General features: G+C 49.8%; 11 protein-coding genes. 5 read left to right on the top strand and 6 right to left on the bottom strand.

The features are described from left to right. Positions 1-283: 283 nt before the first annotated feature. Positions 284-1,276, bottom strand: coding sequence for an O-antigen ligase family protein (locus AC07V0_RS20990; RefSeq protein WP_495019864.1), 993 nt, complete (start codon positions 1,274-1,276; stop codon positions 284-286). Positions 1,277-2,111: 835 nt separating this feature from the next. On the opposite strand from AC07V0_RS20990, the gene AC07V0_RS20985 reads away from it, so the two are divergent. Further along, positions 2,112-3,158, top strand: a complete 1,047-nt coding sequence (locus AC07V0_RS20985; protein ID WP_495019863.1) for a glycoside hydrolase family 99-like domain-containing protein — start codon at positions 2,112-2,114, stop codon at positions 3,156-3,158. A gap of 316 nt (positions 3,159-3,474) precedes the next feature. Here the strand turns inward: AC07V0_RS20985 and AC07V0_RS20980 are convergent, their stop codons facing one another. Beyond that, positions 3,475-4,602, bottom strand: a complete 1,128-nt coding sequence (locus tag AC07V0_RS20980) for a UDP-N-acetylmuramate dehydrogenase (protein WP_495019862.1) — start codon at positions 4,600-4,602, stop codon at positions 3,475-3,477. Between the two features lie 545 nt (positions 4,603-5,147). Beyond that, entirely contained in the window at positions 5,148-5,564 is a 417-nt protein-coding gene (locus AC07V0_RS20975) for a hypothetical protein (protein ID WP_495019861.1), read from the bottom strand. Positions 5,565-5,944: 380 nt separating this feature from the next. On the opposite strand from AC07V0_RS20975, the gene AC07V0_RS20970 reads away from it, so the two are divergent. Further along, the gene (locus AC07V0_RS20970; RefSeq protein WP_019581965.1) at positions 5,945-6,781 is read left to right on the top strand and encodes an undecaprenyl-diphosphate phosphatase; all 837 of its coding nucleotides are present in this window, start codon (positions 5,945-5,947) and stop codon (positions 6,779-6,781) included. 69 nt (positions 6,782-6,850) lie between these two features. Here AC07V0_RS20970 and rfaH read toward each other — a convergent pair whose 3' ends face one another. From rfaH to galU, 3 genes are read right to left on the bottom strand one after another with little or no spacing between them, the layout of a single operon-like run. Beyond that, entirely contained in the window at positions 6,851-7,357 is a 507-nt protein-coding gene (gene rfaH / locus AC07V0_RS20965; RefSeq protein WP_019581966.1) for a transcription/translation regulatory transformer protein RfaH, read from the bottom strand. Then, positions 7,354-7,785: a hypothetical protein gene (locus AC07V0_RS20960; RefSeq protein WP_018928285.1), complete on the bottom strand. Its 432-nt coding sequence runs from the start codon at positions 7,783-7,785 to the stop codon at positions 7,354-7,356. The genes rfaH and AC07V0_RS20960 overlap by 4 nt, the downstream gene beginning before the upstream one ends. Positions 7,786-7,834: 49 nt before the next feature. After that, entirely contained in the window at positions 7,835-8,668 is an 834-nt protein-coding gene (gene galU / locus AC07V0_RS20955; protein WP_018928284.1) for a UTP--glucose-1-phosphate uridylyltransferase GalU, read from the bottom strand. 659 nt (positions 8,669-9,327) lie between these two features. Between galU and AC07V0_RS20950 the strand changes: the two genes are divergently transcribed. The 3 genes from AC07V0_RS20950 (at position 9,328) to AC07V0_RS20940 (ending at position 13,548) form a co-directional block, all read left to right on the top strand. Then, positions 9,328-9,768, top strand: coding sequence for a low molecular weight protein-tyrosine-phosphatase (locus AC07V0_RS20950; RefSeq protein WP_172901207.1), 441 nt, complete (start codon positions 9,328-9,330; stop codon positions 9,766-9,768). Between the two features lie 46 nt (positions 9,769-9,814). After that, the gene (locus AC07V0_RS20945) at positions 9,815-12,040 is read left to right on the top strand and encodes a polysaccharide biosynthesis tyrosine autokinase (RefSeq protein WP_495019860.1); all 2,226 of its coding nucleotides are present in this window, start codon (positions 9,815-9,817) and stop codon (positions 12,038-12,040) included. Between the two features lie 122 nt (positions 12,041-12,162). Continuing rightward, positions 12,163-13,548 carry an oligosaccharide flippase family protein gene (locus tag AC07V0_RS20940; RefSeq protein WP_495019859.1) on the top strand — a complete coding sequence of 462 codons (1,386 nt, stop codon included), beginning with the start codon at positions 12,163-12,165 and terminating at the stop codon, positions 13,546-13,548. The last annotated feature ends 114 nt before the right edge of the window (positions 13,549-13,662 follow it).

Below are 13,662 nucleotides of genomic sequence, written 5' to 3'. Positions count from 1 at the left end.
CGTGGAACTGCAAGCCTCGACCCCACAGCTAAACGCGCCGCCCACTTTTGACTAGGTGGGGTTTATGGAGCGCTTACGCAACATCTTCGCGGTCACGGGGGCAGCGGATCAGTGAATGGAGTCGTTGTTAAATGATTCGCGAGGGACGCCTCGGCGACCGGGGCGGTTTTTTTTGTGGGCACGTGCCGAGATATCCCGGTAGGTATCGCTATCGGTTGCTGCCAGGAATTAGCACCTCAATTATTAAAAAGATGAAAAAAACTATTTTTCTATACTTTATATGCTAGTCCTTTAAAGACGAAGAGTTACTCAGTGTAGAAAAGCGCTCAGTAAGTGCTATACAGACCCAAAAAATGGCAATGGAGTGTGCCGGAATAGACTGGCTTGAAAAGACCATTGCCATCAAGAATGCTACAAGCACCGCACCAATTTTTACTTGATAAACATCAGTCGTCCGGCATACTGCGGACTTACGAACAGCTACTAAACCACGTCGAATGACCGAAATCATAAAAAAGAAGAAAAGTAGTAAGCCAAAAATACCAGTGTCATGAAGTAACGCCAAAGGTAGATTTGATATCCATGCGCTACGATGGCTATCCGAACCTACTAATTCTGGAGCGAATGAATATATTTCACTAAAGCTATAGATTCCATTTCCTAAGAACGGGTTCTTGAGTATCGACTCAGCGGCAAGCCCCCACATGATAAACCTTGTTCTAACAGAGTGCGTTCTGCCAATTATTTCATTGTCGCCAAATTCGGCCATTACAAAATAGGATGCTGCAACTATAAGGCCAATCAGCAATAATGCCGCAAGCGTGTACCACACGAAGCTTCTGGCCTTATAATGGCTTCGCTTAATCAGCGCATAATATATCCCGACAGACAATATATAGGAGATCCAAGGAGCTCGAGAGAAGGAAAACAGCAAAGAAGTATGCAGTCCCAAGACCAGAATCCACCACCAAACCTTCTTGGTTTTGCCAAGCGCAACCACAGCCAGCGTTATGAGGGAAACAAACACGCCAAACAGATTAGCCTCAGTTATACCCCCTCTGATTCGTGTACCACCACTCCCTTCTTGAAGCCAATGAAGTGCAATCTCGGGGAGTTGTAAGTGAAGCAATGACGCCACGTAAACTATAGAAAGAAATGGCCCACAAAACCACGCTAAGGATAAAAAAGCTCTAGACTTGAATATGGTGAATGGGTTAGCCCTAAGCCAGATAGTCATATAATAAAAGCTGATGGCAAAAAGAAGTCCCAAGAACATTTTGAGAGACCAGGTAGGAACGGGACCCATTGCAGATGAAAAAAACGTTAGCACGATCCATACAAGAAGAATCAATCCAGTGTTAGGAAGCTTAAGCGGAATCTTTGATCCAATTAACAATACGCAAATGATTAAGAAGAGTGGAACGGATAGTATCCGTTCCAGGGTCAAGGTGTTACCACCAAAGGACCACTCTATATTATTAAAAGTTACGGTAAAGCCTATGATTAGAGCTAGCACATACCGAACTGATAGTCTTGAGGTCGGGATGCTATAGGCGTGTAACGATGTCATAATGTTCCTGCTTTTTAACTTTCTGAATTAGTTGCAAGGGCATGGTGAGGAGGGCCCCAAGAGGAAGTTTTCATGGGCTTTATTCGCTTGAGCAAGTGCATCGCCCTCGCCTTTCTGATAAGGTTTTCATCAAAAGCAAGACACGAAATTCAGCACATTAAACGATATATTCTTTGGCATCACGTTCTCATCTGTCTCGGTATGATTTGAAATGGAGTAGAAAACCACCAGTCAGTTGAATCACACAAGTACGCATAAACAGATTCGGAGTCCACAGGGCTATTATAAAATCCATTGCATTTTTTAGCATAAAAACACCCTTATCGCGAGAGTGCGTAGGTGACTAAAAATAACAGTGCCCTGTCAAAATCGGCCACTCTCTCTACGATGGTTTTGTAAATAACAAGAGGTCCCATTTGAGTTTTGCATTATTTTCTTGACGTGGTATGAAAAATGTTAGTATTTGTCTGTGTTTGCAGGTGGTGTCGGCTTGATTGTTTTGTCAAAATTCTGATAGGCAATTATTTTTATAGGACTCCCGATGAAATATTTCACCCTGGCAATATCTTTTTGCTTGATGTTATTCGTCAGGGGCGCAGGGGCGACTGATGTAGGTGTTTTCTACTACCCTGGATGGAATAAGCCGAACATCGATTCTTGGGCTAGAATTAAACCTTACTCGGACAGGGAGCCATTATTGGGGTGGTATAAGGAAGGAACTGACACATATACCAAAACGTATATTGCATGGATGAAGAAATATGGAGTTGATTATGTCATTTATGACTGGTATTGGGAAAAGAATGGTGGGGTAAAGGATACAACTTACGCGGTTGATTCGTTTATAAAAAATTCGAACTCATCCTCCATTGGATTCTCCTTGCTCTGGGCTAACCACTCCGGGACACCAGTCAGTTATCAGCAGTTCGATGAAATCGTCAACTACTGGATTACTCATTATTTTGGTAACGAACGGTACAAAAAAATCAACGGCAAACCGGTGGTTTTTGTATTTTCTCACGATCGACTGAGCGCTGACGCGAAAACATTTGGAGCAACACCTAAAGAATTGCTTGAGCGCGCCCGTGTGGCAGCGGTAAAAGCTGGATACAAAGGTATATACTTTATAGGTTCAGCATCAGCAGATAAAAAACTTTTGGACTTCGCAGATTTAGTAAGTACATATGATGCCTTATCAGCTTACAACTACCACCTCGGGTTTGCTGAAAAAAAATCAAGCAGGAAACTATCTGTCAGTTATCCGGATCTTGCCGCTGGTTATGCTCAGTCATGGAAGTGGATTATCAAAAACAGTAATATCCCCTACATCCTGCCATTAACTTCAGGTTGGGATCGATCCCCTTGGGGGGGCAGCGTCGATCCAAATCATGACAAATCAGTAAGCACGCCTGAGAAGTTTTATGAGCACTTACAAAAAGCCAAGAGTATTTTAAATAGATACCCCAATAAAACGCTAAACTCAGTTGTTATTTGCTGTTGGAATGAGTACGGGGAGGGGTCATATATAGAGCCAACAAAGCAGTATCAATTTAAATACCTGGAGGGAGTTCGAAAGTACCTGAAATAGGAAGATTTTATTGTGGCTATCGTAGCGGCCTAATGGTCGTATAGGCGGTGTTTTTAGCATTTGTACTGAGTTTTCTGAGTTTTTGGCAATGCAATGTGGCAGAGCCAATAAATATTTTGTGGCATTCATAGTAGAAAATATTAAATCAGAAAGTCAGTGTCTGCCTGCATAAAATGAAGCCGGACGTGAATAGCCCGGCTTTTGGTGGATGTGTAGAATAAACACCTGATCAGATCCTTCTGATGCAATCTTACCTATTTTTCACAGGATATTCCGACTCTGACAACTTCTATTTTTTTCAGAGTTATTTGTACTTTTACTTGGTTTTTGATGATAGAAAACTGATTATTTTTTCGTGATTAGACTTAAACCCATTCTCTACGCGATAGGCGGGCTCAATAATCATTTCGTTTTCTATGCTAAATCGATCGCCTAGCCGTTTCTCAAACTCCATAATGTATTTTAGGTGCGATTCGACTGAGGTTTTTCCATCGTTAATTAGTATGTTCAGGCTTTTATTAGAGGGTGTGTACTGCGTGTGTTTGAACCTGTCAAAGAACAAGCTATTCATTGCTGTGTTTCTAGGTCTCTTCCTGTTAATGAATTTTACCACTGGGTTTTTATATAGTAATTTGAATATGTAATAAATGGTTCTCTCCACTCTTCCTTCGTGCTTAAGCAGTGCGCCATAAGGGTCGCCGCTTATAGAGAACATGCTTCCTAGGTTAGGATATACAAACTCTTGATACGAGTGGCGAGCAATATGGAATGTCTCGATGTTGTCCGCGATTTTTTTTGCGCTCCCTTTAAAGAATTTAAAGCGGGCGCAAAGAATTATAAGGTCGCGAGTTTGGAATAGGGATTTCCGGTGACTAAAGCCACATTCTTCTTTTGTTAGCGTTATTGCATTTCCACTTTCATCTATGCAATCTACTGATATGATGTTTTGAGATATTGCGTATCCGTATGCACCCGCATTCATGCATACCCCGCCGCCGATACTTCCAGGGATTCCTTCTAATCCCTCAAAACCGTTTGCTTCTTCAAGTACAGCAATGCGAACAAAGTCCTGCAAAGAATAACCGCTGTCTACCTCAACTACACCGTCTCTCTTGGTTATACTGGTCAGGTTTTTCGTTGATAAAATTACGGAGTATTCGATCTGATCGAAAAATAGCACATTGGAAGTAAACCCAATTACTTTGTATGCGACTTTGCTTTTAATTAGCTTTTCAATTATTTTCTTCATCTTTCCTCGTGTTTGGGGACAGATGAAAAGCTTTACTAATCCGCCGGACTTAAAGTACGTGTCGTACTTTATGTCGTAGTTTTCTTTAAACCAGATTTCTTCTTGGATCAAGAACGTTCTCACGTCAAACAGTTCCTGGTCCATTGAGTGTACATCTCCGCTTTGGATTTTTTCGATCGATTTTTCCGCGTTCATTTTTTTTCCGAATTAGCACTTGTTAAAGTGAAGGTATATTTCAAGAATTTACATGAGGTCCAGTATCAAGCGATAATTTTATCCTCGCTCGACTAATATAATCTCAACTTGCAAGACGCTCACTCAATTATGATGCTAAATAATCCCCTCTAGCTTTTAGAGCCAAGCCATTCAACTAGAAATCCAACGCCTCGTTGCTCGATTGCGCCGACTCATGATCTGCTAGCTACATCATATGGGCAGCACATGCAAAGGCATACGAATGTTAAAAAAAGTCTACATTCTTCTTAAAAGACAGCGGCACTGGCCTTGAAAGCGGTGCCTTTACGGGGGTAGCAGTTAAATCCGCCATTGCATTCGCGCCGCCCCCGATCTTGCTAGCGCAACGCTTTACTTATTAACTATATCGTCATATGCCAACTTTAACACTTATCAGATTTCCAGCACTGCTGAAGAGTTGATCAGTTTGTTTTTCGAGCCATAAGTGGCTCAAGGATGAGGTCGGTCTAATCCGTGGGCGCGGGGGGGGGCAAGGAGCCAGCGGATCAGTGAATGAATCCGTTATCAAATGACTCGCAAAGCGCGTCTCGGCGGCTGGTGCGGGATTTTTTGAGGGCACGTTCCGAGATGTCCCGGTAGGTATCGCTATCGGTTGCTGCCAGGAGCTTGGCGCCGCCCTTCAGGGTGGCCATGAAGGTCACCTCGGTGCTCTTGCCGGCGAGCAGGTAGCCAGCGATGGCACCGACCGGCCCCAACAACATCGCGCCCGCAATGCCCAGGCCTATGGCGCTCTTTATATTCTTGTTGGAGTCCGTGTTCTGGATCGTTAGATCTTTAAATTCCGAGACCGGGAAGCTTTTCCCCAGTCGTGGCTTAAGGGCCGTTTTGAGCGTGATGGTACCCGAGTGATATTCCCCGTCGCCCTGCGGGAAGTCACCGGCGAGCACTATGATCTTTGCCATGTGGAATGTTCTCTTGGGCGATCATTTTTGGGGTAGACATTGCGCGCGCCCAAACTCAAAACGTCAACGAGCTGACGATGAGTGGCAGCCATGGATTTGCGATACACAAGTGTCAGTCTTCCAGGTCAATTTCATCTTCAGGCGCCCATCTGGCGTCGAGCAGGGCGGGGGGAGGATCGTCCGGCATGGTTATTCCTCCAGTCATGAACGCAAAGCGTAGCAGGCGGGTAGGGCTGTCGAGGTGGTCATAGCCCTGGTCATGGACGTTTTATAACGTTTGCCTCAAGCCGGCAGGTAATGCGTTTTAATTCTCCGTTGACCCGACAGCTGCTCGGAACCAACAACAGACCTTTCAGCCGAAAGGGGTTAACGGGGGATTAATGGACTTCTGGACCACCACGCAAGTATCGATTCTAGGACTGGTTGAAGGACTCACAGAGTTTTTGCCGATCTCCAGTACAGGCCACCAGATTATTGCCGCGGACTTGCTCGACTTTGGCGGTGAGCGAGCCATGGCGTTCAATATCATTATTCAGTTGGGCGCTATTCTGGCGGTCGTCTGGGAGTTCCGTCGCAAGATTCTGGACATCACCACGGGTTTGCCGACCCAGCGTAATGCGCAACGTTTTACTCTGAATTTGCTGATCGGTTTCTTGCCGGCGGTGGTGCTGGGGGTGATGTTCGCCGACAAAATCCATCAATATCTGTTCAACCCGATCACCGTGGCCGTGGCGCTGGTGATCGGCGGGATCATCATGTTGTGGGCTGAACAGCGCGAGCACGTGGTAGTGGTCGATCACGTGGACGAGATGCGCTGGACCGATGCCTTGAAAGTCGGATGTGCACAATGCCTGGCGATGATTCCCGGCACTTCGCGTTCGGGATCGACGATTATCGGCGGGTTGCTGTTTGGCCTGTCACGCAAGACGGCCACCGAGTTTTCGTTCTTCCTGGCGATGCCGACAATGGTGGGGGCCGCGGTGTACTCGGGCTATAAATATCGCGACCTGTTCCAGGCCGCAGATTTGCCGGTGTTTGCCCTGGGGTTTGTCGCCGCTTTCGTCTTTGCGATGATTGCCGTGCGCGGGTTGCTCAAGTTCATCGCCAACCATAGTTATGCGGTGTTTGCCTGGTACCGGATCGCCTTCGGTTTACTGATTCTGGCGACGTGGTTTTTGGGTTGGGTGGACTGGAATCACCTCTCGGAAGGGGCGTAGGTTTTCCTGTGTTGATAAAAAACGCCGCTTGTTGTTGAGCGGCGTTTTTGTGTAAGCAGCTAAAAGCATCTAAAGCTTGTTGACCCGCGCCAGTGGCAGGCTGATTTGCTGTTCACGCTGCAGCAAATTCATCATCAGCAGTACCCGTTCTTCACCGTCCATGGCCAGGAACACCGCTTCGAGATCGCAGAACGGACCTTCAGTGATGCGCACCGCATCTCCGTGTTTCAACAGCGTGGTCACGATCGCCTGGCTGTCCGGTTCCTGGAGTTCGTCGATCAGCGCATCGCGGATCGGCAATGGCTGACCGCCAAACCCGACGACCCGCGAAACGCCGCGGGTCGAGCGCAGTGGACCCCAGCTGTCCTGAAGGCTCAGTTGAATAAACAGGTAGCCCGGAAACAGCGACTCGCTGATCACTCGACGTTGCCCGCGCAACATGCGCTCACGTCTGTAAGTCTTGCGAAAGCATGCATAGCCTTGGCGCTGCAAATGTTCTTCGGCGCGCTCATCTTGTTTGGGCTTGCACTGGACCAGGTACCAGGCTTTGGTGGCGTGTTCGGCAATCGCGTTCATTCAAATGCCCTCCCTGCATCGATCTGCCCCAGCAGCTCGGCGGTTTTGCGCTGCAGGAGCGAGCTGTCGCCCCGACTTTCCACGGTCAGGCAAGCTACGCAACCCTCGCCCGAGAGGCGCAAGCTGAAGCGCCAGTCGGCAAAGACCAGGTTCAGCCCGCTGCTTTCGTTGAGGTCAAGGGCGTCGCGGGCGTAACGCTGCTTGATGCTCGCCAGCAGCGCCGGACCATCCTTGACTTGGCGGCGGATCTCCCCGGAGGAGGGGAACGCGCCGATGCGTTCCACCAGCAGTACCGGTGGTTTTCGCACGCGGGGGAAAATCAGTTCCGACGCATAGGCGCGCACGATGCGGTACGCGAGGTTGTGCTTAAGGTCAGCGCTATACGGGTGGCGACTGTCATCTGCCTTGAAACCGCTCAACGTATTCATAGAGGCTTCGTCCATAAGGTGATAAAGACCATATCGGGGGACAGCAACATCACAGGGCGTTTTGATGCAGATGCTCGAAGCAGAAGTTGGTGGCTTCGATATAACCTTCGGCACCGCCACAGTCGAAGCGTCGCCCCTCGAACTTGTAAGCCAGTACGCAGCCGTTCTGGGCCTGCTTCATCAGCGCATCGGTGATCTGGATTTCACCGCCCTTGCCAGGTTCGGTGTCAGCGATCAGGTCGAAGATGTCGGGGGTCAGAATGTATCGACCGATGATCGCCAGGTTGGACGGAGCGTCTTCCGGACGGGGCTTTTCGACCATGCTGTTGACCCGGTAAATCCCCTCGCGAATCAACTCGCCGGCAATCACGCCGTACTTCTGAGTCTGCTCGCGGGGTACTTCCTGGATCGCCACGATCGAACAGCGGAACTGCTCATAAAGCTTGAGCATTTGCGCCAGAACTCCATCCCCCTCCAGGTTCAGGCACAGGTCGTCGGCCAGCACCACGGCGAATGGCTCATCACCGATCAACGAGCGGCCGCTGAGAATGGCGTGCCCCAGGCCTTTCATTTCCACCTGACGAGTGTAGGAAAAGCTGCAGGTATCGATCAGCTCGCGAGTGCCGTGCAGGAACTTTTCCTTATCGGTGCCACGAATCTGGTGCTCCAGCTCGTAGCTGGTATCGAAATGATCCTCCAGCGCGCGCTTGCCGCGACCGGTGACGATGGCCATGTGTTGCAGGCCGGCGTCACGCGCTTCCTCGACGGCATACTGGATCAGCGGCTTACTGACGATCGGCAGCATCTCCTTCGGCATGGCCTTGGTGGCGGGTAAAAAGCGGGTCCCATAACCGGCGGCGGGGAACAGGCATTTACGAATCATGGAAGCGTCCTTGAAAGTAGACTGATGGAATAGCTGATGGCAGTAGGAAAGATTCGATCCAGGCTGGCCGAACCGGTCACGCTGGGGAGTGCGGGCTCGAAGCGGCCCGGTCACTCGAGAACAATGTTCGCAACGCGCCAGGGGCTGCGAATGGTCTGCACGCCATGCTTCTCGCCAGGCGCGGGCAGGGGAGACATCGAGCAGCCGATTGGCCGGCGAGCATGCCCGGTTGTTCCACGGCATGCTCGTGACGTAACCCGCTGTAAATAGAGTTATTGCCCAAGGCGTCCCTTACCCAACTACTAACCAAATATTCGACACCCTGGCAATGCAGTAGCGGAACGGCTATACATTAGTCATTCGCTATTTCAGTATAATTTAGATTGAACAGTCGCCAGAAAACGACAACCGTTAGAAAATGTCTGGATAAATTCACTAACTGTTATTTTCGCACTCTGGAGAGTGCGATGTTATTTTTTGTCTGGATAAAAAGTTGAGGGCTGTTCAAGCGTCATGGTAATAAATACGCATTGATTTTTTGAAAGTTTCAGTCGCAGTTCCTGGTCGTTATAAATGCCCGGGCTCATTCGTAATTTAAAGCTCTTATGTTCGGCAAGTGCTAGGTCACCGCCAATGTTGACAAGACGGGGAAGGTCATCTTGCTTAAAAGGGTTTTGATTGTCTGTGTTGGCAATATATGCCGCAGTCCCACCGCGGAGCATTTGCTGCGTGGGGCACTCGTCCACTCCGATATTCAGGTCAGTTCAGCCGGCCTTGCCGCCCTGACGGGCAAGCCCATCGAGCCGACAGCACACGCCGTGCTCACAGAGCATGGTCATCTGCCCCATGAGCACCAGGCCGTTCAGCTCACTTCTCAAGCCGTCAGTGAGGCGGACTTGATTCTGGTGATGGAGCGGCGACATGTCAGTGGCGTGCTCAACATTGCCCCTGAAGCGCGGGGCAAAGTGTTGCTGTTGGGCAAATGGCAGGACGATCGAGAGATCAGCGACCCCTACCGTCAAGGCAAACCTGCTTTTGTGCACGCTTATGCGTTGATCGAAGAAGCCGTACACGCATGGGCACAGCGTCTGGCACGCTGATGGCCACTTCCTTTTTGAATCGTAATCAAGGCAAAGAATCCGACTTATGCAGCAAGCACCGGTAGTCAACGTGCGGGACGACGACAATGACGAGATTGATCTTCTCGGCCTGTTTGGAACACTCATCGACCATAAATGGCTGATTGCCGCGGTTACCGGCGCCTTCATGGTCGCAGGGGCCGCGTACGCAGTGCTGGCGACACCGGTATTTCAGGCGAATGCGCTGTTGCAGGTCGAAGCGAAGAAGAACGACTTATTGGGCTTCTCGGATATCGGCAGCATGCTGGGCAAGGAGTCTCCTTCGGCCACCGAAATCGAGTTGATCCAGTCCCGCTCCGTGATTGGTAAAACTGTCGATAACTTGAAACTTGATATTGTCATACAGCCGAAGTATTTCCCGGTTTTCGGTGAGTTCCTGGCGCGTCGATTCCAGAATAATAATCCCGGTGAAATAGCCGAACCCTTGTTGGGGTTGAACAGTTTCGCCTGGGGAGGGGAGTCGCTGAAGATCTTCAAACTGGATCTCCCCGATTCGCAACTGGGCAAGAAATTGACCCTGACCACGGGTGAAAATGGTCATTTCACGTTGGTGGATGAAGATGACAACCTATTGGCGGCCAGCCGGGCCGGAGAGCTTTTCGAAAAAAATGGCGTAACGTTTCAAATAGAGGAACTGCACGCCAATCCTGGTACCCGCTTCCGCATTATCCGTAACTCCCGCCTGACCAGTATCCTCGACTATCAAGAGGCCCTGGATGTAGTTGAGCGCGGAAAAGACTCGGGCATGATCGGTCTGGCGCTGGAAAGCACAGATCCGGACCAGGCGATTAAAATACTCAATGAAATCGCCGCTATATATGTACGGCAAAACGTAGAGCGCACTTCAGCAGAGGCTGCGCAGAGCCTGGCGTTTCTCAAAGAGCAACTTCCTGAGGTCAAGAAGGATCTGGAAAAAGCCGGAAATGCGTTGAATGAGTACCAGACGCGCAGCAAGTCCGTGGATATCACGCTCGAAACCAAAGCCATTCTTGATCAGATAGTCGGGCTCGATACCAATATTTCCGAGTTGAAGTTGCAGCAAGCCGAGATGGACCGCAAGTTCACCCGTCAACATCCTGCCTATCGCGCATTGTTGACCCAGATCGGTGAGTTGAGCAGCAAGCAGAAAAGTTTGGCGTCCAAAGTGGAGAGCCTTCCCTCTACCCAACAAGAATTGCTGAGCCTTACCCGGGATGTAGAGGTCGGTACGGCCATTTACACCCAGCTGCTGAATAAGTCTCAGGAACTGGATGTGATGCGCGCGGGCACTGTCGGTAACGTACGCCTGATCGACACCGCGGACGTCAATTTCCTCAAACCGGTCAAGCCGAAAAAAATCCTGATTGTATTGATCGCCACTATTCTTGGCGGCTTCCTGGCAGTGGCCCTGGTGCTGGTACGCAAGGCACTGAACCGCGGGCTGGAGAGTCCGGAAGCCATCGAGCAACTTGGGTTGCCGGTCTATGCGTCGATTCCCTACAGCATTCTGCAGAAAGCCGAAGAAGATAAAGTCTCCCGCGGACGAGGGCGCTCCAATGGGACTTCATTGCTGGCCGTCACTCATCCTACCGATCTGGCAATCGAGGCATTGCGCAGTTTGCGTACCAGTCTGCACTTCGCCATGCATGAGGCCGACAACAACCGCCTGATGATTTCCGGGCCCAGCCCTCAGGTGGGTAAAACGTTTGTCTCGGTCAACCTCGCGGTGGTGATAGCACAGACCGGGCTGCGGGTATTATTGATCGATGTCGACATGCGCAAAGGCTATTTGCACAAAGTGTTAGGTGTTTCTTCAGACAATGGGCTCTCCGATGTTCTGGCCCGACGCTGTGATGTGGCCACCGCCATCCACAAGACCGCAATCGACAATTTCGATTTTGTCAGTCGAGGCCAGATTCCGCCCAATCCTTCCGAGTTACTGATGCATGCCAATTTCAGTGCGCTATTGGAGCAGGTGAGTGAGCTTTACGATCTGGTGATTCTCGATACACCGCCACTATTGGCAGTGACAGATGCGGCGATCGTCGGGCGTCTGTCCGGGACCAATCTGATCGTGACGCGCTATGGCCTGAACCCGGCGAAAGAAATCGAGTTGACAGTGCGCCGGTTCACCCAGAACGGAGTTGCCATTAAAGGTGCGATTTTTAATGGCGTAGAGAGAAAGGCTTCCAACAAGTATGGCTACAGTGATTATGGTTATTACCACTATGCCTACGCCTCCGACAAAAACTGATGTGGATTGTAGAGGTGGCGTCATAAGTTCAGATTTTTGACGCCGCTGTTGTTGCTCTTGAGTTTTTATCGTTATTACTACGCCGGATCAAAAGCCAATAGGCATGATCAAGCCGATATTTCATGGAAACACCACGTCCTGAGGAAAATGACGAAAAATCCTGGGGCGGTAGCGTGATTGCGAATGGCAGGTCAATGAATAAAACCACAGCGTTCAAGGCTATATCGCTCCTATGGATCGGTTCCCTGGCGGGAGCCGGATTCGCCTTTCTCACTCAGGTATTCCTGGCGAGAAAGTTAGGAAGCAACGATTTCGGTGCTTTTTCGTCAGCACTCAGCACCATCACGCTATTCGCGCCCCTGGCGGGTTTCGGGATATCGCAGTATTGGCTCAAGGCTTTTGGCCAAGAGGGCTGGGCGGCGCAACGCTGGTTGAAGCCGTCATTTCAGTTCATTGCCTTAAGTACTCTGTTTCTCATCTGCTCTATTGTGGCGTGGGCGCTTTATTCCAGCCATGACCGGTTAACGCAGAACCTGCTGTTGATCCTGTCCCTGTACATACTCGGTCAGCTGTCGGTAGAACTGGTGAGCAGCAAGTTTCAGCTTGAAGAAAAATATTTGCATCTGGCGCTTTGGCAGTTTTTTCCGCACTTCCTTCGTTGCTCAATGGTCTTCGTCACGACGGTCATGAGTGCTACGCCGATCGCCGCGGAATACTACGCGATATTTTTCTCGGTCATTGCAGTGGTGTTTTTTTTGTTGGCCGTCCCCCAGTTACTGCACATGACAGGTGGGAAGTTGGCCCTGAAAGGCCACGAAGTGACCCCTGAATTCGCAGCTCCGTCGGCGAACCCGAGCATGTTAAGCGTTGCCGGCGCCAGTTGGCCGTTCGGTGTCGCGGCGTTCTCTTATCTGATTTATTTTCAAAGCAACATTATCTTGCTCAAACATCTCTCAAGTAACAGCGCTGCCGGTATCTACAGCGTTGCGTTCACCATCATGACCGCCGTGTATTTGTTTCCGAGCGTGATTTATCAGCGGTTCCTGCTACCCAAGATGCATCGTTGGGCGAACCATGATCGAGAAATGTTTTATCAGATATACCGAAAGGGCAACTGGTTGATGCTGCTGCTTGGAGCGCTGGCCATGTTGGTGATTCTGGTCTGTGCGGATTGGGCCGTGCCGTTGCTGTTTGGTGAGGCTTATCGAGACGCTGCGTCGATCTTGAAAATTCTTTCGTTGTCGGCACCTATTATTTTTCTGGCCTTCAGTGCTGGCGCCACATTGGTGACCCAAGAACACATGAAAGTGAAAGTTAAATACATGGCGATGGTTGCGATCATCAATGTATTGCTCAACCTGGCCTTAATCCCTCGCTTTGATCTGCGTGGTGCCGCGGTTGCGACTGTGGTCAGTAACCTACTGCTGTTGTCGTTATATTTTTATGGCGCCCAACGGTTGGTTTTCAAGAATAAAGTTCCGATAGCAGGTGCTGCGCCCCATGCCTAAATTACTTAGGACCACCGACAGTGGCGATCGGTTATCCGAACGAGCAAAACACGGTCTGTGCTTCGTCACGTCGCCCCATCAGTGAAGTGTATACCAGGCTGTTCGGTCAGTAAG

It is taken from the genome of Pseudomonas sp. GW821-FHT01E10, assembly GCF_059422365.1.
The sequence above is the reverse complement of the archived record's forward strand: the minus strand, read 5'-3'. Positions and strand labels throughout refer to the sequence as shown.

Coding starts and splice junctions, on each gene's coding strand:
- AC07V0_RS20945 (WP_495019860.1), top strand. CDS start 9,815: ATGCAGCAAGCACCGGTAGTCAACGTGCGGGACGACGACAATGACGAG.
- AC07V0_RS20960 (WP_018928285.1), bottom strand. CDS start 7,785: ATGAATACGTTGAGCGGTTTCAAGGCAGATGACAGTCGCCACCCGTAT.
- rfaH (WP_019581966.1), bottom strand. CDS start 7,357: ATGAACGCGATTGCCGAACACGCCACCAAAGCCTGGTACCTGGTCCAG.
- AC07V0_RS20940 (WP_495019859.1), top strand. CDS start 12,163: ATGGAAACACCACGTCCTGAGGAAAATGACGAAAAATCCTGGGGCGGT.
- AC07V0_RS20980 (WP_495019862.1), bottom strand. CDS start 4,602: ATGAACGCGGAAAAATCGATCGAAAAAATCCAAAGCGGAGATGTACAC.
- galU (WP_018928284.1), bottom strand. CDS start 8,668: ATGATTCGTAAATGCCTGTTCCCCGCCGCCGGTTATGGGACCCGCTTT.
- AC07V0_RS20990 (WP_495019864.1), bottom strand. CDS start 1,276: ATGTTCTTGGGACTTCTTTTTGCCATCAGCTTTTATTATATGACTATC.
- AC07V0_RS20970 (WP_019581965.1), top strand. CDS start 5,945: ATGGACTTCTGGACCACCACGCAAGTATCGATTCTAGGACTGGTTGAA.
- AC07V0_RS20985 (WP_495019863.1), top strand. CDS start 2,112: ATGAAATATTTCACCCTGGCAATATCTTTTTGCTTGATGTTATTCGTC.
- AC07V0_RS20975 (WP_495019861.1), bottom strand. CDS start 5,564: ATGGCAAAGATCATAGTGCTCGCCGGTGACTTCCCGCAGGGCGACGGG.